The 22,373-nt window shown below is 43.2% G+C and carries 18 protein-coding genes and 1 other annotated feature; of the genes, 11 read left to right on the top strand and 7 right to left on the bottom strand.

Going from position 1 to position 22,373, the window contains the following annotated elements:
* Window positions 1-4: 4 nt before the first annotated feature.
* The 4 genes from AC1DVB_RS14805 to ccpA all read left to right on the top strand — a co-directional run bounded on the left by AC1DVB_RS14805 (window position 5) and on the right by ccpA (window position 4,012).
* Window positions 5-577, top strand: coding sequence for a YtxH domain-containing protein (locus AC1DVB_RS14805; RefSeq protein ID WP_034309249.1), 573 nt, complete (start codon window positions 5-7; stop codon window positions 575-577).
* A 128-nt stretch (window positions 578-705) separates the two neighbouring features.
* Window positions 706-1,032, top strand: coding sequence for a bacillithiol system redox-active protein YtxJ (gene ytxJ / locus AC1DVB_RS14800; protein WP_057276733.1), 327 nt, complete (start codon window positions 706-708; stop codon window positions 1,030-1,032).
* A 518-nt stretch (window positions 1,033-1,550) separates the two neighbouring features.
* Window positions 1,551-2,627, top strand: a complete 1,077-nt coding sequence (locus AC1DVB_RS14795) for a bifunctional 3-deoxy-7-phosphoheptulonate synthase/chorismate mutase (RefSeq protein ID WP_034309244.1) — start codon at window positions 1,551-1,553, stop codon at window positions 2,625-2,627.
* Window positions 2,628-3,007: 380 nt separating this feature from the next.
* On the top strand, window positions 3,008-4,012 hold the full coding sequence (ccpA, locus tag AC1DVB_RS14790; RefSeq protein ID WP_477589762.1) for a catabolite control protein A: 1,005 nt from the start codon (window positions 3,008-3,010) through the stop codon (window positions 4,010-4,012).
* Window positions 4,013-4,101: 89 nt separating this feature from the next.
* Here ccpA and AC1DVB_RS14785 read toward each other — a convergent pair whose 3' ends face one another.
* The 3 genes from AC1DVB_RS14785 to AC1DVB_RS14775 are packed head-to-tail and all read right to left on the bottom strand — an operon-like array spanning window position 4,102 to window position 6,585.
* Window positions 4,102-5,283 carry an acetoin utilization protein AcuC gene (locus tag AC1DVB_RS14785; protein ID WP_477589760.1) on the bottom strand — a complete coding sequence of 394 codons (1,182 nt, stop codon included), beginning with the start codon at window positions 5,281-5,283 and terminating at the stop codon, window positions 4,102-4,104.
* Window positions 5,276-5,926 carry an acetoin utilization AcuB family protein gene (locus tag AC1DVB_RS14780; RefSeq protein WP_477589758.1) on the bottom strand — a complete coding sequence of 217 codons (651 nt, stop codon included), beginning with the start codon at window positions 5,924-5,926 and terminating at the stop codon, window positions 5,276-5,278. The genes AC1DVB_RS14785 and AC1DVB_RS14780 overlap by 8 nt, the downstream gene beginning before the upstream one ends.
* Before the next feature lie 26 nt (window positions 5,927-5,952).
* Window positions 5,953-6,585 carry a GNAT family N-acetyltransferase gene (locus AC1DVB_RS14775; protein WP_063575476.1) on the bottom strand — a complete coding sequence of 211 codons (633 nt, stop codon included), beginning with the start codon at window positions 6,583-6,585 and terminating at the stop codon, window positions 5,953-5,955.
* A 323-nt stretch (window positions 6,586-6,908) separates the two neighbouring features.
* Here AC1DVB_RS14775 and acsA point away from each other — a divergent pair, with 323 nt between their 5' ends.
* Window positions 6,909-8,627 carry an acetate--CoA ligase gene (gene acsA, locus AC1DVB_RS14770; RefSeq protein ID WP_477589756.1) on the top strand — a complete coding sequence of 573 codons (1,719 nt, stop codon included), beginning with the start codon at window positions 6,909-6,911 and terminating at the stop codon, window positions 8,625-8,627.
* Window positions 8,628-8,756: 129 nt separating this feature from the next.
* Here acsA and AC1DVB_RS14765 read toward each other — a convergent pair whose 3' ends face one another.
* Window positions 8,757-11,765: a transglycosylase domain-containing protein gene (locus AC1DVB_RS14765; protein WP_477589754.1), complete on the bottom strand. Its 3,009-nt coding sequence runs from the start codon at window positions 11,763-11,765 to the stop codon at window positions 8,757-8,759.
* A gap of 148 nt (window positions 11,766-11,913) precedes the next feature.
* Window positions 11,914-12,130, top strand: a binding site (T-box leader).
* A 66-nt stretch (window positions 12,131-12,196) separates the two neighbouring features.
* Between AC1DVB_RS14765 and tyrS the strand changes: the two genes are divergently transcribed.
* Window positions 12,197-13,453 carry a tyrosine--tRNA ligase gene (tyrS, locus tag AC1DVB_RS14760; RefSeq protein ID WP_034309231.1) on the top strand — a complete coding sequence of 419 codons (1,257 nt, stop codon included), beginning with the start codon at window positions 12,197-12,199 and terminating at the stop codon, window positions 13,451-13,453.
* Window positions 13,454-13,550: 97 nt separating this feature from the next.
* Here the strand turns inward: tyrS and rpsD are convergent, their stop codons facing one another.
* Together rpsD and AC1DVB_RS14750 are read right to left on the bottom strand one after the other, a co-directional pair.
* Window positions 13,551-14,153, bottom strand: a complete 603-nt coding sequence (rpsD, locus tag AC1DVB_RS14755; protein ID WP_057276730.1) for a 30S ribosomal protein S4 — start codon at window positions 14,151-14,153, stop codon at window positions 13,551-13,553.
* A 443-nt stretch (window positions 14,154-14,596) separates the two neighbouring features.
* Window positions 14,597-15,076: a GAF domain-containing protein gene (locus AC1DVB_RS14750; RefSeq protein ID WP_034309218.1), complete on the bottom strand. Its 480-nt coding sequence runs from the start codon at window positions 15,074-15,076 to the stop codon at window positions 14,597-14,599.
* 154 nt (window positions 15,077-15,230) lie between these two features.
* Here AC1DVB_RS14750 and refZ point away from each other — a divergent pair, with 154 nt between their 5' ends.
* Complete coding sequence (refZ, locus tag AC1DVB_RS14745) at window positions 15,231-15,875, top strand: forespore capture DNA-binding protein RefZ (protein ID WP_034309217.1); 645 nt, start codon at window positions 15,231-15,233, stop codon at window positions 15,873-15,875.
* 14 nt (window positions 15,876-15,889) lie between these two features.
* Here the strand turns inward: refZ and hisJ are convergent, their stop codons facing one another.
* On the bottom strand, window positions 15,890-16,693 hold the full coding sequence (gene hisJ / locus AC1DVB_RS14740) for a histidinol-phosphatase HisJ (protein WP_095393615.1): 804 nt from the start codon (window positions 16,691-16,693) through the stop codon (window positions 15,890-15,892).
* 167 nt (window positions 16,694-16,860) lie between these two features.
* Between hisJ and ezrA the strand changes: the two genes are divergently transcribed.
* From ezrA to AC1DVB_RS14720, 4 genes are all read left to right on the top strand, one after another.
* On the top strand, window positions 16,861-18,555 hold the full coding sequence (gene ezrA, locus AC1DVB_RS14735) for a septation ring formation regulator EzrA (RefSeq protein ID WP_057276728.1): 1,695 nt from the start codon (window positions 16,861-16,863) through the stop codon (window positions 18,553-18,555).
* 218 nt (window positions 18,556-18,773) lie between these two features.
* The gene (locus AC1DVB_RS14730) at window positions 18,774-19,922 is read left to right on the top strand and encodes a cysteine desulfurase family protein (RefSeq protein ID WP_057276727.1); all 1,149 of its coding nucleotides are present in this window, start codon (window positions 18,774-18,776) and stop codon (window positions 19,920-19,922) included.
* Window positions 19,919-21,130 carry a tRNA uracil 4-sulfurtransferase ThiI gene (gene thiI, locus AC1DVB_RS14725; RefSeq protein ID WP_477589750.1) on the top strand — a complete coding sequence of 404 codons (1,212 nt, stop codon included), beginning with the start codon at window positions 19,919-19,921 and terminating at the stop codon, window positions 21,128-21,130. Before AC1DVB_RS14730 ends, thiI begins: the two co-directional genes overlap by 4 nt.
* A gap of 82 nt (window positions 21,131-21,212) precedes the next feature.
* Entirely contained in the window at window positions 21,213-21,419 is a 207-nt protein-coding gene (locus AC1DVB_RS14720) for an alpha/beta-type small acid-soluble spore protein (RefSeq protein ID WP_034309203.1), read from the top strand.
* Window positions 21,420-22,373: the final 954 nt, after the last annotated feature.

The following is a 22,373-nucleotide window of genomic DNA, read 5'->3' as shown; positions in this document are numbered from 1 at the left end:
TATTATGACTCAAAAAGAATTTCCGACAAAGGACTACCAGAAATCATATGAGGACGAACGCGACTCGATCAATTCTAAGGACTTTATGATTGGCGCCTTGATCGGCGGGATGATCGGAGCGGCTACAGCTTTGTTCATGGCTCCGAAAACAGGCAAGGAATTAAGGAATGACTTCAATGAACAAGCTAGAAACATTTCCGAGAAAACAGAAAGATTAAGACAAACGGCGATGGAAAAAGGTACAGTCCTTGCTGATACTGCAAAAGAAAAAACAAACTCCGTCACGGAAATCGTTTCCAATAAATCTTCGAATATCGTCAACAAAGTGAAGAGCCTGAAAACAGGAAAAGAAAACGGCGACGCTGCTGATGATACAACCAATTCAAGCAATAAGGATATTGATGTAACCGGAACTACAGATGCTCCTATCGTATCCGTCGAAACGAACTTTGCTAACAGCAATGATTCGGAAAATAATCCTGCAGATCCTACAAGCGGAAACAAGAATGCGGCAAAATTAAAACTTGATGAAGCGAAAAAGGCATTTGATGAAACGGAGAGTAAACTAAAGAATTAAACTCCCTGGATTCCTTTAATGGGAATGAAGAGGCATTAAGGGACGAAGAATAAGGCGGTGAAGTGCTTCGATGGCTTCATCGCCTTTTTGATGGTAAAATTTATATGACAAGGAAAGGAGACTGCTATATGGTCATGAGCAAAATCGAAACAGAAGAACAATTCAATGAGCTTCTAAAAGAGGATACATTCCTGCTTTTCAAGCATAGCGTGACATGCCCTGTCAGTGCTGAAGCATTTGAACAATATGAGAGGTACATCTTAGGGAACGAACAGCTTAAAACGGCCTATTTGGCCGTCCAGGAAGCTCGTCCACTATCCAATTATGTGGCAGAAACTTTTGATGTCAAACATCAATCACCTCAGGCCATCCTTTTTAAAGGTGGAAAACCTGTCTGGAATGAATCTCATTGGCGGATTACATATGATTCATTGAGCAAGGCCATTACAGAATGAATGGAAGGCCGGATCCCTTTGGTAAGGGGTCCGGCCTTTTATTATTCCATTGATTGGCGGACCTAAGGATGTTAATCCTGGGGAAACCTTTTCTAGGAAGGCCCTTCCGTAAAGACTCTTTAAACATTTCTCGGCTTCGGACGAGTGGCAGAAAATTTAAACTTTTCTATGTTCTTGTGAAAAATGATCAATTAAATGATAGCTTTCCTGTTCTATTTCCAATATAATTCCTACAACGGATTGTGTTTCAATATTCTGTGTAATCGTTTTTCTGGCATGAGCGGCACCTAGTTTTAAGTATTTATAACTTTAATGCTTAAAAGCGTTTAATTATTAAAGAAAAATATAGTGACATTTATGGACACTTCATTTATAATTGATTTAATCATACATGAAATATTCTAAATTTTTCATTGATAAAACAATCGGGGTGGATGTTCGAGGATCCGGATGGGATTTTTTTAGTTTGAATCCGCTGAACCGATTTCTATTTTAAAAAACGAAGGGATGGATTTGTAATGAGCAACAAAGAGCTTGATGGACTTCGTAATCAACTGGATGATGTGAACCTTCAGTTATTACATCTTATTAATCAACGTGCTGAACTTGTACAGGAAATTGGTCGCGTTAAAGAAAAACAAGGTGTAAACCGTTACGATCCGGTCCGTGAAAGAACAATGCTGGATCTTATCGAAGCCAATAATCAAGGACCGCTTGATCTTGGTTCGATTAAACATATTTTCAAAGAAATCTTTAAATTGGGCTTGGAGCTGCAAAAGGATGATCAGAAGAAGACGCTTCTTGTATCAAGAAAACAAAAAGCTGAAGACACGATCATCGACATCAAGGGTGAATTGGTAGGTAACGGGATCCCTAGCTTCGTTTTCGGACCATGTGCCGTTGAATCTTATGAGCAGACAGCAGCGGTGGCGGAAGTCATTAAAGCTAAAGGTTTGAAATTGATGCGCGGCGGTGCCTTTAAGCCACGTACATCTCCATATGACTTCCAAGGGCTTGGTTTGGAAGGTTTACAAATACTTAAACGCGTTGCTGATGAATACGGCTTGGCTGTCATCAGTGAAATCGTGAGTGCCAATGATATTGAAGCGGCAATCGATCATATCGATGTCATCCAAATCGGGGCGCGGAACATGCAGAATTTCGACTTGCTAAAAGCGGCAGGTGCAGTAAATAAACCAGTTCTGTTAAAACGCGGACTGGCTGCAACGATTGAAGAGTTCATTCATGCAGCGGAATACATCATGTCGCAGGGCAATGGAAACATCATCCTTTGTGAACGCGGTATCCGCACTTACGAAAAAGCAACAAGAAATACACTTGATATCTCTGCTGTACCGATCTTAAAACAAGAAACACATTTACCGGTCATGGTTGATGTAACGCATTCAACTGGACGTCGCGATCTATTGCTTCCTACGGCTAAAGCGGCTCTTGCAATCGGTGCTGACGGTGTTATGGCTGAAGTGCATCCGGATCCTTCCGTTGCCCTATCGGATTCTGCACAGCAAATGGACTTCAAACAATTTGATGAATTCTACGATGAAATTAAACGCTTGAACTGGGTAACTGTTTAAGCTAAGAATGTCTTGAATTGATCTACTTACGGCCCTTACCAACTTGGCAAGGGCTTTTTTTAATGGTAAAATACTAGTTTTTACAGAAAAACCTTCGAAATAAGCACTATTGGATTGCAGGAAAGATTCGACTATCGTATGATAAATAACAAGAATGAGAACTGTTCGGAAGATTGAGTCATACATAAAGTGATATCTATGTGAATTTTATACTTGAATAGGGTATTGAATATTTGACTGAGAAGAGAGTAGGACTGTTTTTTGTTAGGCAGATCGTTCCTAAAATAATCTTCCTTATAGAGAAAAACGCATAAAAGATTTTTTTTCGAAATAATTCGGGTCTTTTATGGGGAAAATGAAAGAAATGGAGGAATGGATGAATGAATAATATAACCATTTATGATGTGGCACGTGAGGCGAATGTTTCCATGGCCACCGTTTCCCGCGTAGTTAACGGGAATCCAAATGTAAAGCCTGCAACAAGGAAGAAAGTTTCCGATGTGATTGAAAAGTTAGGGTACCGACCGAATGCAGTGGCAAGGGGACTTGCCTCAAAGAAAACGACTACTGTCGGGGTCATCATCCCGGATATCTCGAGCATCTTTTTTGCCGAATTGGCACGGGGCATAGAAGATATAGCCACCATGTATAAATACAATATCATTCTAAGCAGTTCTGATGAGAATATAGATAAGGAATTCCATTTGCTGAATACGATGCTTGGAAAACAAGTGGATGGCATCGTATTCATGGGCGGCAACATTTCTGATGAGCATGTCAAAGAGTTTACGAATTCACCGGTTCCGATCGTTCTGGCAGGTTCGGTAGATGAAAGCGGGCAAGTTCCATCTGTTAATATTGATTATGAGGCGGCGGCATTTGACGCAGTGACCTTCTTTGCTAATAAAGGCCACAAGCATATCGCTTTTGTAAGCGGAAACCCTTCCGCGCTGATTAATGAAATGAAACTGACTGGATATAAACGAGGATTGAAAGAAGCTGGTCTTTCATTTGATGAAAGGTATATTGTTGAAGGTGATTATACATATGATTCAGGAATTGAATCTTTTGAAAAGTACCTGGAGGTTGAAGACAGGCCGACGGCATTCATCGCCGGTGCTGATGAAATGGCGCTTGGTATTGTCCATKCCGCACAGGACAAGGGGTATAATGTGCCGGAAGACTTTGAAGTGATCAGCTTCGATAATACGAGATTGACATTGATGGTGCGTCCGCAAATCACGACGATCGTTCAACCTTTATATGATATTGGTGCGGTTGCGATGAGGCTTCTTACAAAGTTGATGAATAAAGAACAAGTGGAGGAAGGTCTTGAAAAGGTGATCCTGCCGCATCGGATTGAAAACCGTCAATCAACGAAATAAACTGGTTTGGAGAGTGTCCCGAGGGCACTCTCTTTTTGTTTCTCAAATGATGACCGAACAAAAAAGATCGTTTTTCAACGATCTTTTGGTTAACTTTGTTCATTGCTTTTCGATGTTTGCTTGGAAGACCTGATGGGATAAAGGACCTTTTCAAGCGTCAGGGCATTCTTCTCGGTAATTTCAGGCTTTCTCGGAATGGGTTCGTATATATCTTCCATGTCATCCCATTCAGTCGGTAGGGGAACAGGGGACTCAGGCTGCCAGCTATCGAGCCATTCCTTTGATAGGGGACCTGAAATATCATTATTCGTCATTTCAAGCCAGACCCTCGCCCAAGCCCTCGGGACGACGCGCCATATATCATATCCGCCGCCTCCTACTGCAATCCACCGTCCTTCGCAATACTTATGGGCCATWTCATGGGCCAACTTTGGTATTTCCCTAAAAATCTTCATGGTCGCAGATAAATGGGTGAGCGGATCGTAATAATGGGAATCGGCTCCGTTTTGCGTTAATATGACATCCGGTTTGAAGTATTCAATGACTTCTTTAAAGGAAGCCTTATAGCATTCGAGCCAGGATTCATCTTCAGTGAACGCATCGACCGGGATGTTGAATGAATAGCCGTAGCCTTTTCCCTGGCCCCGCTCGTTAATCGTGCCGGTACCGGGAAATAAGTAGCGCCCCGTTTCATGAATGGATAAGGTGCATACATCAGGATCATCATAAAATGACCATTGGACTCCGTCACCATGATGTGCATCGGTATCGACATACAAGACACGCGCCCCATATTTCTTTTGCAGGTATTTAATCGCGACCGAACTATCATTGTAAATGCAAAAGCCCGATGCTTTCCCGCGGAAACCGTGGTGCAGGCCACCGCCAAGATTAAGTGCGTGCAGGGACTGACCGGTCATGACGGCATCCACAGCCGTCAAGGTACCGCCTACAAGCAAGGCGCTTGCTTCGTGCATATTGGGGAAGATAGGGGTATCCTCTGTTCCCAGTCCATAATTTACTGCCTTTTCAGGGGGGAGCTTTCCCTGGCCCGCTAATCTGACAGCGTTTACATAATGGTGATCATGGATCAGTTCCAATTCTGCATCGGTAGCCATTCTGGGCTTGATAATTTGATCATCATTGATGGCATGGTGTTTTTTTAATAAATCAAGCGTGAGTTTAAGGCGTTTTTGATTGAATGGATGCTCATCGTTGAATTTGTAGGTAAGGAGTTCATCCGAATAGACGAAAAGGGATGTATCATTCATGTGGAATCCCCGGTAGACTAGGCCATAAAACGGTATAGCCTTCTTTCTTCAAATCCTCCACCACCATAAATGGATTCATCGTCTGTACACGAATTACAAGAATTTTATAATCGGTTCCATTTTTTTCAGGATAAACAAGGGTGCTCAGGATATTCGTATTGCGCCTTTTGAAAATATGGGCAATATCATGAAGGGAACCTGCCTTATCCGGGATTCTGATTTCGATTTGGGAACCGGGCTGATTGACTCCTGTCAACTCAACGTATGAATGAAGTAAATCAGAACCGGTTATGATGCCCACTAACTTCCTGCCCTTTACGATTGGAAGGCAGCTGATATTGTTATCACAAAAAACAGCCCCGATTTCTTCCACGAAATCAAGCGGGTGCCCCGTGATTATTTCCGTTTTCATGATGCTTGATAATGGTTTTTGTAAATCATTTTTGTATTCTTCGGTACGGAAAATAGAAGGGGCAGCATCCCGAATATCACGGTCGCTGACTAATCCCACAAGTTGAAAGCTGTCATCGACAATGGGTATATGGCGAATTCGTTTCTCCCTAATGATCAAGACAGCGCTATGGATGGTATCCGTTGGAGTGAGGGTGATGATATCCTCATTCATTATTGTTTCAACAATCATTTTCCTTCCTCCTCTTCCTCTCCTCTTTAATACATAAACCGATTCATAAAACGCAATTGGTCGAACTTCTGGATGGATTCCGACGGGACTCTTTTGCCAATTCGGGCCATCAGGCAGTTGGCCGGGTGGGAACTGATTTCAGGATCATCTGTTGCAAAGTAGACCAAGCCACCCGCACTCATCATTTTTTCCATAACCTTGCGATAGTCCCAAATATTCAGCCCTGTCCCTTTCAAATCCCAATGCCAATAGTATTCAGTGGTGATGATGATGAAGTCTTCAACCGAATCGTCTTCCATTGAAAGGCGGATCAGGTTCTTCCCAACCGAGGCACCCCGGTATTTAGGGATGACCTCGATTGCACCAAGCTCAATCAGGTCCTCCATCTTGATTTCCGACCAGCGCTCCAAGGGATCGGGATATAAGTAAGTTACATACCCCACGATTGTTTCATTTTCACGGGCGATGAAGATCCTGCCCTCAGGCAAGTCTGCTATCTCTATTAACGCTTTATGCTGCAAAGCAGGGGGGCGAAAGGCGACCAAGTCTTCATGAAACTCATAAGCGGACATTTTTTCTCCGCTTAACGGTCCCTCGATGATGAGCGTTCCGCTTAATGTCTGCAGTTCCTTAGTGTAAAAGGTCTTACTATATTCCATTCTTTCACCACCCTTGTTATATAGTAATCTTACATTCTCGCATTCCGAAGCATCGCTTTTAAACCGAATGGAAAGCTTACATAAATTATACATGAAAACAAGGGGCATAATTCAGAAAGTTCAAGGCGCTTTTGTTACAGTGCCCCTTCTTTCCCGGCTATCATATGGATGCACCTTGACCATGACCATATACCAGTAACTCTCAACATTCACCAAGAAGGGATTTCCCTAATATGGAAACGACCAATATTTTAAAAATTGAGATAATTCGATTCTTATACTATAATAAAAATATAGAGCCGAATGAAGGGGGAGTTTGTCGTATGAATGTGAAAGCGTTGCCAGTAGTGGAAGGTAATTTTAATTTAAAGAATTATGATGAAAAATACAATAAGTTTGACTGGTCTGAGACGGAAAAGGAATTCTCCTGGTCTGAAACCGGTAAAGTGAATCTTGCGCATGAAGCCATTGACCGCCATGTCGAAACATACAAAAAGAATAAAGTGGCCCTTTATTACAAAGACGATAAAAGAAATGAAAAGTATACATTCAAGGAAATGAAAGATTATACGAACCAAGCGGCCAATGTATTCAAGAACATTGCCAATGTGGAAAAAGGTGATCGTGTTTTCATTTTCATGCCTCGCTCCCCGGAGCTGTATTTTGCTTTGTTGGGTGCGATTAAAACGGGAGCGGTCGTAGGGCCGTTGTTCGAAGCCTTCATGGAAGGCGCCATAAGGGATCGTCTTGAAGATAGTGAGGCAAGTGTGATTGTGACGACACCTGAACTTTTGCCGCGCGTGCCAGTGGATGAATTACCCCATTTGAAGCATATTTTCCTGGTGGGGGAAAATATAAAAGAAGAAGGGAAGTACCATCACTTCAATAAGAAATTAAAAGAAGCCGACAAAAAATTCGACATTGAATGGGTCGATCGGAATGACGGTCTGATTCTTCACTATACCTCCGGTTCCACAGGAAAACCAAAAGGGGTGCTTCATGTTCATAATGCGATGATCCAGCATTATCAAACGGCAAGATGGGTCCTTGATTTGCAGGATGAGGATGTGTATTGGTGCACAGCGGATCCTGGTTGGGTGACAGGGACGTCTTACGGGATTTTTGGACCTTGGCTGACAGGGACCTCGAATGTCATTGTAGGCGGGCGTTTCAAGCCTGAATCCTGGTACAAGACCTTGGAGGACTTTGGTGTCACGGTATGGTATAGTGCACCGACTGCCTTCAGGATGCTGATGGGCGCGGGTGACGAGATCGTTAAGCGGTTCGATTTAAGCAATCTCCGACATATTTTAAGTGTCGGTGAACCGTTGAACCCGGAAGTGGTGCGCTGGGGAATGAAGGTATTCAATCATCGGATCCATGATACATGGTGGATGACGGAGACCGGGGCTCAGGTCATCTGCAATTATCCTTGCCTGGAAATCAAACCGGGTTCGATGGGTAAACCGATTCCTGGCGTGAAAGCGGCAATAGTGGATGATCAAGGCAACGAGCTTCCGCCGCATAGAATGGGGAACCTTGCCATCAAGAAAGGCTGGCCTTCGATGATGAAGACCGTCTGGAAGAATGAAGCGAAATATGAATCTTACTTTATGCCAGGTGATTGGTATGTTTCCGGAGATTCCGCATACATGGATGAAGATGGTTATTTCTGGTTCCAAGGCCGTGTTGATGATGTCATCATGACGGCAGGGGAGAGGGTCGGACCTTTCGAAGTGGAAAGCAAGTTGGTCGAGCATCCAGCTGTAGCTGAAGCGGGGGTCATCGGTAAGCCGGATCCGGTTCGGGGGGAGATTATCAAAGCGTTTATCGCCCTTCGTGACGGATACGATGCGAACGATGAGTTGATTGAGGATATTCGTACATTTGTGAAGCATGGTTTAGCAGCACATGCAGCACCTCGTGAAATTGAATTCAGGGATAAACTTCCTAAAACAAGAAGCGGTAAAATCATGCGCCGTGTCTTGAAAGCTTGGGAACTTGATTTGCCAACCGGTGATTTATCATCGATGGAGGATTGAGAAACTGAGTCATACTGATCATTGAAAATGAAAAAGGCATCCATTGTCACTTTCATGGATGCCTTTTTGGGAGATTATAAGGAAACAGGCTGTCGGGGTTACCCGACAGCCTGTTTTAGTTCAAGAGTGTCATTCTTCCTCATCTTCCGCTTTATCCGTTTCTTGCTCTTGATCATTGACTGTGCCTTGAACTTTGTCGTTCCCTTGAATTTCTTTATCTGTATTCTCTTTGTTTTGATCTTTGTCTTGAACTGGATCTTTTTCTTTATCCGTTTCCGTTTCTTTTTCTGGTTGTATATCTTTTTCCGGTTGTTTATTTGTATCTGTATTTTTGTCTGGACCGTTCTCTTCTTTTGAGTCTGTTTTTTTAACTTCGTTAACTATTTTATCTTTTCCGCGATCATCTTTATTTTTCGCGGAATCTTCTTTGGAACTTGTCTTTTTAGCGCCGCTTTCAACATGTTGGGAAGGGGCTGATTCTTTACCGACAATGTCGACGGCCGTTACGTAATAAGATCCGCCAGAGCCGACTTTGTAAACAAGATTCTCCCCAGCATTGATGCTCGCCACTTTTTTGCCGTCTTTATAGACACGATAACCGACGACATCTCCTTCATGATGCAAGCCCCATGTAATCTTACCGTTGCTGATCGCTATGGATAGGGGATCTGGTGCTTTGCCATTATCATTCAATTTCGCTGTCGCCCCGACGACATTTCCTGATTTTTCGGCTCCGGGAATCACGGATCCCGGGTCAACGACATATCTCAACCCGATATCTGCAAAGGAATCTGGATTCAACATGAACCCGCCGCTTTTGAATTCGCCAGGTGTTTGCGGAAGGGCTGCGTAGCGTTTGCTGCCCACTGATACATATTGTCCATCTATGAAACTATCATCCGCCCTGGATGGAGCATACTTGGCGATGAATAAATCCGATTTGACAAGCCCGGCCTTTTGGCATGAGCTTGAAGGCAGCAGTCCTGAAACGCCACAGAAGGAACGGCTGACAATTCCGCCAGGCATTTCGAATCGCTTATCGGGGTCGATGAGTTTAGGGTCGACTTTATATGCGGCATTGATCAGATCTGCCCAATAATACAAATTACGTTTATTATATTCAAGTCCATTATAAGTCCCTTGCAAGGATTTCGGCTTGTCATAACCGAGCCATGTCCCGAACGATACATTCGGGTTGCTGGCTACAAACCAGGCATCCCAATAGTTTTGTGAAGTACCGGTTTTACCTGCCCAATCGCTTGAGAAGGCAAGGCGGTTCCTGACCGAGGCCGCCGTCCCGCTGTTTACGACATCACGCATCATATCGAGCGTCAGGTAAGCGGCTTGCGGAGAGAAAACATCCACTGGTTTCACTTTATGCTGATAGATGACTTTGCCATCTTTCGAAACGATTTTATCGATCATATAAGCATCGATGAATTCTCCTGAATTGGCAAAAGTGCCATATGCATTGACGTTTTCTTCAACGGTTACACCTTTATCCATCGCACCCAATGACAAGGCAAGATTGGAGTAATCCCCTTTCGTCACGGTGGAGAAGCCCATTTTTTCCAAATACGAAGCGGGGCTCAGGTTGATGATTTTCTTGTAAAAGAGCGCTGCCGGGATGTTATAGGAATTCTTCAGGGCCTCGCGGGCAGTCGATACTCCCGTATAGCTGCCGCCGCCATAGTTTCCTGGACTCCACGGTTTGCCTCCTGTTGGAATGGAGATCGGCACGTTGGCCGATACGCTGCCAGGCGAAATCTTGCCCAGCTCGATGCCTGGACCATATATCACCAGCGGCTTCATCGTTGATCCGTTCGAGCGCAATGATGCGGTGGCGTGGTTGTACTGCTTCCGCTTAAAATCACGGCCGCCTACGAAACTGATGATTTTCCCTGTTTTATTCTCGATAAGAATGGCCCCGGCTTCAACGGGCTCACCTGCTTTATCGTATCCGTAATTCGGATAGTTTTTCGTTACTTCCTGCATCTTGTCATAAATCTTTTTGTTGACGGTCGTATATACCTTATAGCCATTTTGCCGCAGCTTACGGTCGGCAAGTGCTAGATATTGAGCTTTTAAATCATCATTCTTTAAATCTTTCTCTTCATATCCATCTTCTTTTGCCAGACTGACAGAGAGGATTTTAATGGAGCGTTTTTCGATTTCATTGGTGAGCCATGGATATTTCTCGGATGGCATCTCCGTTTTACCGATAAAGTCTTTTGTTATGTCGTATGTTCTCGCTTTATCATATTCTTCTTTTGTTATGTACCCGTTACTATACATCCGCTTTAAAACGGTTTTCATCCGGTTGATGCCGGGCTTTTGATTTTCCTTCAATTTTCCATTCTGGGTATATGGTGTATATCCGAAAGGGCTTTGCGGCAATCCAGCGATAAAGGCTGATTGGGGCAGTGTCAGATCTTTGGCCTCCACACCAAAAATACCTTCAGCGGCGGACTCAACCCCGGCGATGTTACGGCCTGAAGAGTTTCGTCCCAAAGTGGAGACGTTTAAGTACGTTTCCAAAATCTCTTCCTTTTCAAAGAACTTTTCGACCCGGAGCGCAAGAAGGATTTCTTTTGCCTTCCGGTCAAATGATACTTCGTTGGTCAGGATCTGGTTTTTAATGAGCTGCTGTGTTAATGTACTTCCTCCCGATTGGACGGTTGCATTCGAAAATTCCTGGTAAATCGCACGCAGGATGGCTTTCGGGACAACCCCGTCATGCTCATAAAAATACTCATCTTCTGTAGCGATGACTGCATTTTTAAGATGCTTGGAAACTTTATCGATGGACACTTCCTCACGCTCAAGGTCACTCTTAAGCTTGCCCAAGTATACTTCATCTGCAAAGTATACTTCAGAGGTCTCTTCATAATTGTAAATGTCTTTTTTCAAATCTTCTTTTGAGCGTACTGGCTCATCATTGACGAGGGCAGCGAAATAGCCGGCTCCGACGCCGCCGGCGAATGAGAATCCTAGGATCCCGACAATAATGAGGATCAGTGTTAAATTCCAAATGACTTGGTATGTAACCCGCGCGTTCTTATGTGTTTTTTCACTTTGGAAAAAACGGGTCAGCTGCTTCCAGACTGTTTGAAATCTATCTTTTTGATAATTATTCATCGTATCATACCCCCTGAAATCACATATATTATAGCATACAACCGGTAGGGGAAAGGGCATCTTTCTTATTTTTCTATAATCTGTAGGGTGAAGTTGACAAGGATTCTTATGTATGATAAAAGTTTATTAACAACAATAAAATGATTAAATGATCGCGATGATAGGACCCAGTAGTCAGACTATCCCTGTTTCAGAGAGCCGGTGGTTAGTGGAAATCGGTACAAATGGTATGATGAATTACTTCCTGGAGCATTTGCTGTGAAATGATTAGTAGCAGGAAACGGCTGACGACCGTTATTCGTCTTGAGCGGAGGGCGTATTATGTCCTCAAGTTGGGTGGTACCGCGAATTCATTCGTCCCTTCATATTTATGAAGGGGCGTTTTTGTGTGCTTTTTGCGGGTTTTTTCTAAGATGGAGGAGGAATATTTAATGGAATTGCTTAAAGACCTCGAGTGGAGAGGAATTATTTATCAACAAACGGATGAAGAAGGTTTTAAGAACCTTTTGGAAAAAGAGAAAATTTCTTTATACTGTGGTGTCGATCCAACTGCGGATAGCATGCACATCGGTCATCTATTGCCATTCTTGACATTGCGCCGTTTCCAGCAGCACGGTCATCGTCCCCTTGTGCTGGTAGGCGGTGCGACAGGACTCATCGGTGATCCTAGCGGTAAAAAAGAGGAACGTCAGCTGCAAACGCTGGAAAAAGTGCTTTATAATGCAGACTGCATAAAAGGGCAGCTATCCCACATCTTTGAATTCGACGGTGAAAATGGTGCGGTCATGGTCAATAACTATGACTGGATAGGCAAAATCGATATGGTTACGTTCCTTCGTGATTACGGGAAATACATCGGCATTAACTACATGCTGGCAAAAGATACGGTTGCTTCCCGCTTGGATACGGGAATTTCCTTCACTGAATTTGCGTACACGATTTTACAAGGAATTGATTTCGGTCATTTATACAGCAATTACGACTGTAAATTGCAAATAGGCGGCAGTGATCAATGGGGCAACATTACGACCGGCCTTGAAATGATCAGGAAATCCAATGATGAGAATGCCAAAGCATTCGGTATGACGATCCCGCTCGTAACGAAAGCGGATGGAACGAAATTCGGTAAAACGGAAGGCGGAGCGATATGGCTTGATCCGGAAAAAACGACTCCTTATGAATTTTACCAATTCTGGATCAATACAGCAGATGCAGATGTCGTGAAATACCTTAAATTCTTCACATTCCTATCTCGTGAGGTGATTGAAGAGTTAGAGCAATCCGTACAAAACGAACCGCATTTGCGTAAAGCGCAAAAAGCTTTAGGGGAAGAAATGACCCGTTTGATTCATGGTCAGGAAGCTCTTGACCAAGCGATCAAAATCTCTGCCGCCCTATTCAGCGGTGAGGTGAAGAATTTAAGTGCAGCGGAAATCAAATTGGGCTTTAAAGATGTCCCTAGCTTCGAACGTGAAAGCAAGGAAGATATCGGTTTGGTCGATTTAATCGTTGAAGCGAAAATTTCGCCATCAAAGCGTCAAGCCCGTGAAGATATTCAGAACGGGGCAATCTCCATAAATGGGGAGAAAGTGACCGACCTGCAATATGTAGTGACGGAAGCTGCCAAGATTGAAGGGGAGTTCATCCTCGTTCGTCGCGGCAAGAAGAAATACACATTAGTGAAATGATTGTCCAAAGCCCGGCTGAAATACCAGCCGGGCTTTGTTCTGCAAAGGTGTTTAGGCGCAAAAAAAAACCCATCCAAGGATGGGTTTTTTGAAGTTATTAACGAGAGTAGAACTCAACGATAAGAGCTTCGTTAATTTCAGCAGGCAATTCAGAACGTTCTGGTAAACGAGTGAAAGTACCTTCTAATTTCTCAGCATCGAAAGTAAGGAAATCAGGAACGAAGTTAGTTGCTTCAACTGATTCTTTGATGATTGAGAAGTTGCGTGATTTTTCACGAACTGAGATTGTTTGTCCAAGAGACACTTTGTAAGATGGAATGTCTACGCGGCTTCCGTCTACAGTGATGTGACCGTGGTTAACAAGTTGACGTGCTTGACGACGTGTACGAGCTAAACCAAGACGGTAAACTAGGTTGTCAAGACGTGATTCAAGAAGAACCATGAAGTTTTCACCATGTACACCTTTAAGTTTGCCAGCGCGGTCGAACATTGAACGGAATTGACGTTCAGTGATTCCGTACATGTGACGAAGTTTTTGTTTCTCTTGCAGTTGCATTCCGTATTCAGAAATTTTTCTGCGTTGGTTAGGACCATGTTGTCCTGGAGCATAAGGGCGTTTTTCTAATTCTTTACCAGTACCTGTTAGGGAAATTCCTAAACGACGGGATAGTTTCCAGCTTGGGCCAGTATAACGAGCCATAGGATGACTCCTCCTTTAAATGTTTTTATTTGGGTAAAATAAAARCCGTGTGAATGTACGATCATGACCATTTTGTTTTCATGTACCTTCGCCCTAGCAGCAGAGAGTTACGAGATACACCTCTGTATTGAGGAACAAAATGAGAACATAAAGGCTGTCACATAGGCTGCAATATTTTACACAAGGAGTATTGTATAATATTCTGCTCAATGAGTCAAGGACAGTTGTGATAATTATAGAATAGAGAATGGCGGCAGGAAAAATACAATTTTATCATGAGATAATGAATACAACAATTATGGATGGTTTCCGGGATTACTTGGAAGCCCTTGCCAAAAGGGCCGGTGGGAAGTTATATATTGAGAAGGGTTCAGGAAAGGGTTTGTACCTGGGTACTGAAATGGAAAAGGGAGCAGGCATGGGTTGCCGCTCCCTTTTAATTTTTATAGATGATTGGAAAGGATTTCAGCGAACTTCTCCAGTCCTTGCTGATCCATTTCGTCAAAACGGTCCGTTATCGGGCTGTCGATATCGAGGACACCAAGCAATTTGCCATCCTTCATGAGCGGGATGACAATTTCAGATCTTGATGCCGCATCGCAGGCGATATGTCCAGGGAATTGGTGGACATCCTCAATGCGCAGGGTTTTTTCAGTTGCCGCTGAAGTCCCGCATACGCCCTTGCCCATTGGAATGCGGACACAGGCCGGAAGCCCCTGGAAGGGTCCCAGTATTAATTGGTCTTCTTCATATAAATAAAAGCCAACCCAGTTAATCTCATCGAGAAACTGATTAAGTAAAGCTGCCGCATTGCTTAAATTGGCTATCCTGTTCGTTTCATCTTCGATTAAGGCAAGTAGTTGTTTTTGGACCAGTTCATAGTTTTTTTCTTTTTTTCCTTGATACATTTCGACATTAAACAAAAGCGTTCACCTGTCTTCCTCATATTTTTACAGCACTTTCTAATCATGATGCTCCATTGTTGGGAAATTGTCGAGAACTTACTAAAGGATTCAGGCTCTTTCGTGAAGAAGTAGTCCATAAGACTTGTCTCAAAGAAAGCGAGGGATTGCCTGAATGAATCGCCAGACGCCAACGAAACAAGCCATTGTGGATGCTGCATTGCATCTATTTCATTTAAAAGGCTATCATGCTACATCCATACGGGATATTGCGAATAAAGCGAAAGTGAACGCTGCCAATATTGCCTACTATTTCAAGAATAAGCAGGGGTTGCTGGAATTCTGTTTCACTTCCTATTTAGAAGAATATATCCTGGTCCTTGAGACGAACATGACGCTGCTTGAACTTAAAGGCCCGCAGCATTGCTTGATGAACCTTGTAAAGGATATTCTCGCTTTCCAGAGGGAAAACTTCCTTGCTGCAAGGTTCATATATGGGGAATCTTCACTCGATTCCAATTTAAACCGTGAAATTCATTCGACTTATTTTACAAAGGAAAAGTCTTATTTTCAATATATATTGGAACAAGGAATCAAGAGCAGGAGTTTCCAGCAGGTCTCCGTTCCCATGTATATGCTGCAGTTGAAGGGATTATTGACGGCCCCTGTCCTGCATACCCATTATGCGATGGATGTGCTTCATGTATTCCCGCAGGAAGCGTATTACACGAATATTTATGCCAATGAAGTCGGGCGTTTTCTGCAAGATACCCTTTTCATTGCCGAAGACCTGCAGCCGCTGTTAGCTGGCCGGGGCTGAGGTGTAAATATGAGTTACCCATTATACCCTGCAATCAGTGCCTGATGGCCCTGACCCAAATCTTTAGCCTGATGGGCATCGGAACCATAAATGAGCGGAATGCCGAGTTCTAAAGCACGCTTTGCAAATCGTTCAGGAGGGTAGGGTTCACCGCATAGCGGCTTTACAAGCCCAGCTCCATTATAATCCAGTTCATACCTTTGATCCTTGATCATTTCGAGAACCTTGTAAACCCGCTCGTCAAAACTTGATGCCGGCGGATATCGATGCTGGAATTTATGGACAAGCGTAATGTGCCCGATCCGTTTTGGTTTATAAATGCCTAAATCAGTTTCTATTGATTTTTCCAGTGTATCGTAATATTTGGCATAAACCGATTCCACTGAACCTAGTTCATTGGCAATCTCAGCAAACCCATTTTCGCTGAAATCGATGCAATGCCAGCTGTTTTGATGCTTGATGAAGTGAACGGAAAGTATACTATCATCAAGGAATTCTCCGATTTCGTCGAGGAATTCTTTTGTTTCTTTTTCATACCCCTCTATAAAGTCAACCTCCAGACCTGTTTTGATCAGGATTTTGTCTTTATGGCGTTCTTTCAGTACGCGGAGCTCTTGAAAGTAATCCAGGAGCAGGGCAGCGTCCATCCCGCTGTCTTTTTCAGGCGTAGGATCTTGAAAATTTCGTGGCAATGGAGCATGTTCCGTAAATGTGATTTCCTTTAATCCTAGCTCGATTCCCCGCGTAATATATTCATCGAATTTATCCGTAGAGCCGTGAGGGCAAAACGGAGTGTGCACATGACCGTCAGCTTTCATGGTCCTTCCCTCCCAAAAAACAGGTATTTGTAGCAATTTTCTACAAAAAAATCATTTTTCTCGTCAAAAATTATTGCTAACATGGTATCATAAAAGCATTAAATTTAACATTTTTACAATTCATATATAAATAGCAAGACTGTAAGGACTAGAACAGGGGGCTTACCATGGATTACATAATTGGGGTAATTGTATTAATTTTGATTTTCATCATTTGGGGTTATTTTTTCAAAAAGAGATATTTTAAAGAAATCGATCGACTGGAATCCTGGAAAATAAGCATCACGCACCGCCCCGTGCTGGAAGAGCTTTCTAAAGTCAAACAATTGAACATGACAGGTGAAACAGAGGAAATGTTCGAAAACTGGCGCATTGAATGGGATGCCATCATTACGGATCATATGCCCGAAGTCGAAGAGCTTTTATTCGATGCCGAGGAATTCGTCGATAAATACCGTTTCAGCCGATCAAAAGAGATACAGCGCAAAATTACAGTCAAGCTGAATGAAATAGAGGAAATGATCAAAAAGATCCTATACGAACTGAATGAACTCGTAGGCAGTGAGGAAAAGAATCGATTGGAAATTGAGGATATCAAAGATTCCTACCGTCAATTGAAGAAATCCCTGCTTGCACACAGGCATAATTATGGGAAAGCGGCTGATAAGCTGGAAAGCTCCTTGGATGAAGTGTTGCAGATCCTTCAGAAATATGAAGAAGAGACCGTGAACGGCAATTATTTGAATGCGAGGGAGCTTGTTCTCACCATTAAGGACAAATTGGCGGTTCTGTCAGTTAAAATGGAAATGCTCCCAAAATTATTGGTTGATAGCCAATCCGAGCTGCATTCCCAGCTTAATGAATTGAAGGATGGTTATGAGGAGATGTCGGGACAGGGGTACCTGTTGAGCCATATCCAATTCGAGCAGGAGATATCACGGCTTGAGGAAGAACTGGATCTATATAAAACACAATTGGAAAATGCCGAAACGGAAGCAGTGGAAAAAGGCATTAAAGAAATGCGCGAAAGCATCGAGGTTCTTTATGACCTTTTGGAAAAAGAAGTACTTTCAAAACAGTATATCTTGAAAAATGATGAAATTCTCAGGAAAACGATTAGTGACCTTGAATATGAAAACGATAAACTTAAAGTTGAAACCATACATGTTCAACACACGTATCATCTGACGGAAAATGAGCTCGATGCCCAACGGAAAATGGAAAAGCAGATTGCCCAGATTTCAAAACGCCATCAATTGCTCGTCTTGAAAATGGAGGATAATGTGATGGCAAGCTCGCTTATCAGCGAAGAGATGCAGGGGCTTGCAGTACAGTTGAAGGAATTACAGGAAAATCAGAAAGACTTTACCGTTAAATTACAGGCTTTACGAAAAGATGAAATGGATGCCAGGGATTCACTGGCAGAATTGAAGCGCAAAATGGTCGATACTGGACGTTTAATTTCAAAAAGCAATATTCCAGGTCTTCCAGAAGAGTATAAAGTGGTGCTTCAGGATGCCAAAGAAAGCATGGATGACGTTCAGGGTAAACTTGAAGAAAAGCCGCTTGAGATGGCCGCTGTTTATATTTATTTGGAAAAAGCGGTTCAACAGGTGGATAAGGTCCACGAAAAAGCCCAAGAATTGATCGAGCATATGTATTTGGCCGAAAAGGTGATCCAATTCGGAAATCGTTATCGAAGCAGCCACGATATGGTAGCCGAGAGCCTAAGGGAAGCCGAAGCGAAATTCCGAAGCTATGAATATCAAGCCGCATTGGAAACGGCAGCCACTGCCATAGAAAAGGTCGACCCAGGCAGTTTACAAAAAATCGGTGCGAACATAGAAGAAGTCCTTTCCTGAAAACCCGCCATGGCGGGTTTTTTTCTTTTTGTAGATTAGGTGGGAAGTTAAATCATTCTCTGGAATAAAAAGAAGCGGGTATCCTATCATTCTTGGATCAGTGTTTTACATTCTCTTTCAAATTCAATTATGTTAATATTAGAAGTTGCAACAGCAACATTGAAACTTATATTTAGAAGAGTGACCATCATAGATATAAAAACATGGAAGGTGAACCCATGATTTATTTTGACAATAGTGCAACAACAAAACCATATCCCGAAGTAATCGAATCATTCATGAAGGTTACTTCGGACTATTTCGGGAACCCCTCTTCGCTTCATGGACTTGGGGTGCAATCCGAAAAACTGCTTTCCGCTGCCAGAAAGCAGATTGCTGATTTATTAAAGGTGAAGAGTTCGGAAATATATTTCACTTCCGGCGGAACGGAAGGAAATAATCTTGCCATTAAAGGGGCAGCCCACGCTCAGGGAAATCGCGGCAAACACATAATCACGACAGCGATTGAACATCCTTCTGTAGAAGACGCATGCCAATCATTGACGAGAATGGGATATGAGATCACATATCTTCCCGTTAACGAATTTGGACAAATTGATATAACCGATCTTAAGGATGCATTGAGGGAAGATACCATTTTGGTTTCCGTCATGCATGTTAATAATGAAGTTGGCTCGATACAGCCGATTGCTGAAGTGGGCAAATTGTTAAAACAATACCCAAACGTGCTCTTTCATGTCGATAATGTACAGGGAGCAGGCAAGGTTTCGTTATCATTGCGTGAAGCCAATGTGGATTTATGTACAATTTCCGGCCACAAGGTTCACGGTTTGAAGGGGACGGGCATCCTGTATGTTCGTGAAGGCGTTCGGGTCGACCCGCTTTTCCATGGTGGCAATCAGGAAACGAAAATCAGGAGCGGCACTGAAAATGTTGCGGGAATCGTCGCCCTTTCGAAGGCTTTGCGTATTAGTATGAACAATCAATTGCTGTATCATGATAAGCTTTCGCAAATCAAAACTTATTTATATAAAGGTTTGAAGGAAATGGACGGGGTGTTGGTTAACAGTCCCGAAGAGGGCGCACCCCATATTGTGAATTTTTCCGTTCCGGGTCTTAAATCCGAGGTATTGCTGCATGCACTGGAATCGGAAGGAATATTTGTTTCGACGACTAGTGCCTGTTCTTCGAAAAAAAGGACGGTAAGCAAAACGGTGGACGCGATGTACCATCATTCAGCTCGTTCCGAAAGCGTCATCCGTATCAGCACTACCTATGGAAATGAAATGGAAGAAGCAAAGCAAGTTCTGGCGGCGATACAGAAAATAGTCGCTAATTTAGAAAAAATAATGAGGGTTGCTAAATGAAATTTGATCATATAATTATCCGTTATGGAGAAATCTCCACTAAAAAAAGAAACCGTAAAGGCTTTGTAGACAAAATGAAGGCACATATCCGCTGGAGTTTAAAAGATATAGAAGGTGTAGTGCTGACAGCCAACCGGGAGCGGATGTACGTTCTCCTGAACGGTGCTGACCATGTGCCGGTCATTGACCGATTGAAAGGCATTTTTGGTATACAGTCATTAAGCCCAGCAATAAAAATAGAGCGTGATCTGGAAGTGATGAAAACGGCCGCATTGTATTACCTTAATCATACCCTTGAAGAGGTAAACACGTTCAAAATCACGACAAAACGCGCCGATAAGGATTTTCCATATAATACCGATGAAATTAACAGGGCAATCGGCGGGCATTTGCTCCGAAATACAGAAGATTTAAAAGTCGATGTAAAGAACCCTGATTTGAACCTGCTAGTGGAAGTGAGACGCGAAGCGGTGTATTTGACAGGTGAAATCATCCAGGGTGCAGGCGGTCTTCCATTCGGTTCAAGCGGGAAGGCAATGCTGATGCTTTCAGGAGGGATTGATAGCCCTGTTGCAGGCTTCCTTTCGATGAAACGGGGATTGGACGTGGAGGCGATCCATTTTTACAGCCCGCCGTTCACAAGCGAGCGTTCACGTCAAAAGGTCATTGATTTGGCAGGTAAGCTGGCAGAAATTAGTGGAAGCATGAAAGTGCATATCGTTCCATTTACGGAAATCCAATTATTGATTCAAAAACAAATCCCGGAAAACTACTCAATGACTACAACCCGTCGTTTAATGATGCGGGTCGCCGATCGCATCCGTGAAAAGGAAGAAGCCATGGCACTTATCACCGGTGAAAGCCTTGGGCAGGTTGCAAGCCAGACGATGAGCAGCATGTTTGCCATCAATGAGGTGACGAATACACCGATCCTGCGTCCGCTGATTACCATGGATAAGACAGAAATCATCAAAATAGCAAGAGAACTCGATACTTTTGAAATATCCAATCTGCCGTACGAGGATTGCTGTACGGTCTTTACGCCGGCAAGCCCAAAAACGAAACCGAAACGTGAAAAAGTCAATTACTATGAAAGCTTCGTCGACTTTGAATCCTTGATTGAAAAAGCGGTCTCCGAAACAGAAATATTGACGGTTAAACCGGGTCAGACTTTCGATAAGGAAGAAGCGATGGAAGACTTATTCTAGTATCCTTTAATTACCAATAAAAATGTGCGAATGAAGCCATGTGTTTTAACACACTCTATAATCACAAGGAGGTGAAACACACATGGCAAACAACAACAGCTCAAACGAATTATTGGTACCTGGAGTTGAACAAGCTCTACAACAAATGAAATATGAAATCGCTACAGAATTCGGCGTACAACTTGGTGCCGACACAACATCTCGCGCTAACGGTTCAGTTGGTGGAGAAATCACAAAACGCCTTGTTCAAATGGCTGAACAACAATTAGGCGGAGGTTTCAACAGATAATTTCATAAATATGGCTACAGAGAGCGGGTTTTAACACCCGCTCTCTTTACGTTTGCGGAATTAATTCGTGGACGCATATTTAATAAATTCCTTAGTTTTACTACATAATTTTTTACTGTTTTATATAATATGAAACATTATTGGAATGAAGGAAAGTGCGACATTCCTGCTAGCCGAGACCCCACCGAAAGGGAGTATGTGTAATGACTTCCACTCCATGCACTCGCTTTTCCGCGGGCGGTCCGCCCTTGGCCACGCTTTTCCCGCAGTAGTCTCGTACCTTACGTTCCAATCACTGGAACTTCTTTTTTAAGAAGCATTGTAGGGAAACTGGCTCCTCATCTCCAATTCGTCTTTAGTCTGGCGGTTTCATCAATTTTTCGGCAAAAGGAGTTCCGAATTGCTCTCGCCCCAAACCAAAATTTTAAAGGTAAACTAGATTACCCTCTTCATAGTTTTTTTCAGTATTCCTTAAAGGGTTGAAGAAAAGTGCGACACTCCTGCCGAATAACTGGCTAGCCGAGACCCCACAGGTGCTGCTTTGATGAGCTTGGCAGACAGCCAGTGGAAAAAGGGAACGGGTTTCTGAAAGTGGGTATGTGTAATGATTTCCACTCCAGGCACTCGCTTTCCGCGGGCGGTCCGTGAGCCTCCTCGGCGCTCGCCTGCGGGGTCTCCCTTGGCCACGCTTTTCCCGCAGGAGTCTCGTACCTTACGTTCCAATCACTGGAACTTCTTTTTTTAGAAATATTGTAGGGAAACTGGCTCCTCATCTCCAATTCGTCTTTAGTCTGGCGGTTTCATCAATTTTTCGGCAAAAGGAGTTCCGAATTGCTCTCGCCCCAAACCAAAATTTTAAAGGTAAACTAGATTACCCTCTTCATAGTTTTTTTCAGTATTCCTTAAAGGGTTGAAGAAAAGTGCGACACTCCTGCCGAATAACTGGCTAGCCGA

It is taken from the genome of Peribacillus sp. P4_D6 (genome assembly GCF_056401795.1).
Note: the sequence above shows the minus strand (reverse complement) of the source record. Positions and strands in the feature narration are given on the sequence as shown.

Bases quoted from the DNA above. Each gene is read 5' to 3' on its own strand.
- AC1DVB_RS14805 (WP_034309249.1), top strand. From the start codon at position 5: ATGACTCAAAAAGAATTTCCGACAAAGGACTACCAGAAATCATATGAG.
- ytxJ (WP_057276733.1), top strand. From the start codon at position 706: ATGGTCATGAGCAAAATCGAAACAGAAGAACAATTCAATGAGCTTCTA.
- AC1DVB_RS14795 (WP_034309244.1), top strand. From the start codon at position 1,551: ATGAGCAACAAAGAGCTTGATGGACTTCGTAATCAACTGGATGATGTG.
- AC1DVB_RS14780 (WP_477589758.1), bottom strand. From the start codon at position 5,926: ATGATTGTTGAAACAATAATGAATGAGGATATCATCACCCTCACTCCA.
- AC1DVB_RS14775 (WP_063575476.1), bottom strand. From the start codon at position 6,585: ATGGAATATAGTAAGACCTTTTACACTAAGGAACTGCAGACATTAAGC.
- acsA (WP_477589756.1), top strand. From the start codon at position 6,909: ATGAATGTGAAAGCGTTGCCAGTAGTGGAAGGTAATTTTAATTTAAAG.
- AC1DVB_RS14765 (WP_477589754.1), bottom strand. From the start codon at position 11,765: ATGAATAATTATCAAAAAGATAGATTTCAAACAGTCTGGAAGCAGCTG.
- tyrS (WP_034309231.1), top strand. From the start codon at position 12,197: ATGGAATTGCTTAAAGACCTCGAGTGGAGAGGAATTATTTATCAACAA.
- rpsD (WP_057276730.1), bottom strand. From the start codon at position 14,153: ATGGCTCGTTATACTGGCCCAAGCTGGAAACTATCCCGTCGTTTAGGA.
- refZ (WP_034309217.1), top strand. From the start codon at position 15,231: ATGAATCGCCAGACGCCAACGAAACAAGCCATTGTGGATGCTGCATTG.
- hisJ (WP_095393615.1), bottom strand. From the start codon at position 16,693: ATGAAAGCTGACGGTCATGTGCACACTCCGTTTTGCCCTCACGGCTCT.
- ezrA (WP_057276728.1), top strand. From the start codon at position 16,861: ATGGATTACATAATTGGGGTAATTGTATTAATTTTGATTTTCATCATT.
- AC1DVB_RS14730 (WP_057276727.1), top strand. From the start codon at position 18,774: ATGATTTATTTTGACAATAGTGCAACAACAAAACCATATCCCGAAGTA.
- thiI (WP_477589750.1), top strand. From the start codon at position 19,919: ATGAAATTTGATCATATAATTATCCGTTATGGAGAAATCTCCACTAAA.
- AC1DVB_RS14720 (WP_034309203.1), top strand. From the start codon at position 21,213: ATGGCAAACAACAACAGCTCAAACGAATTATTGGTACCTGGAGTTGAA.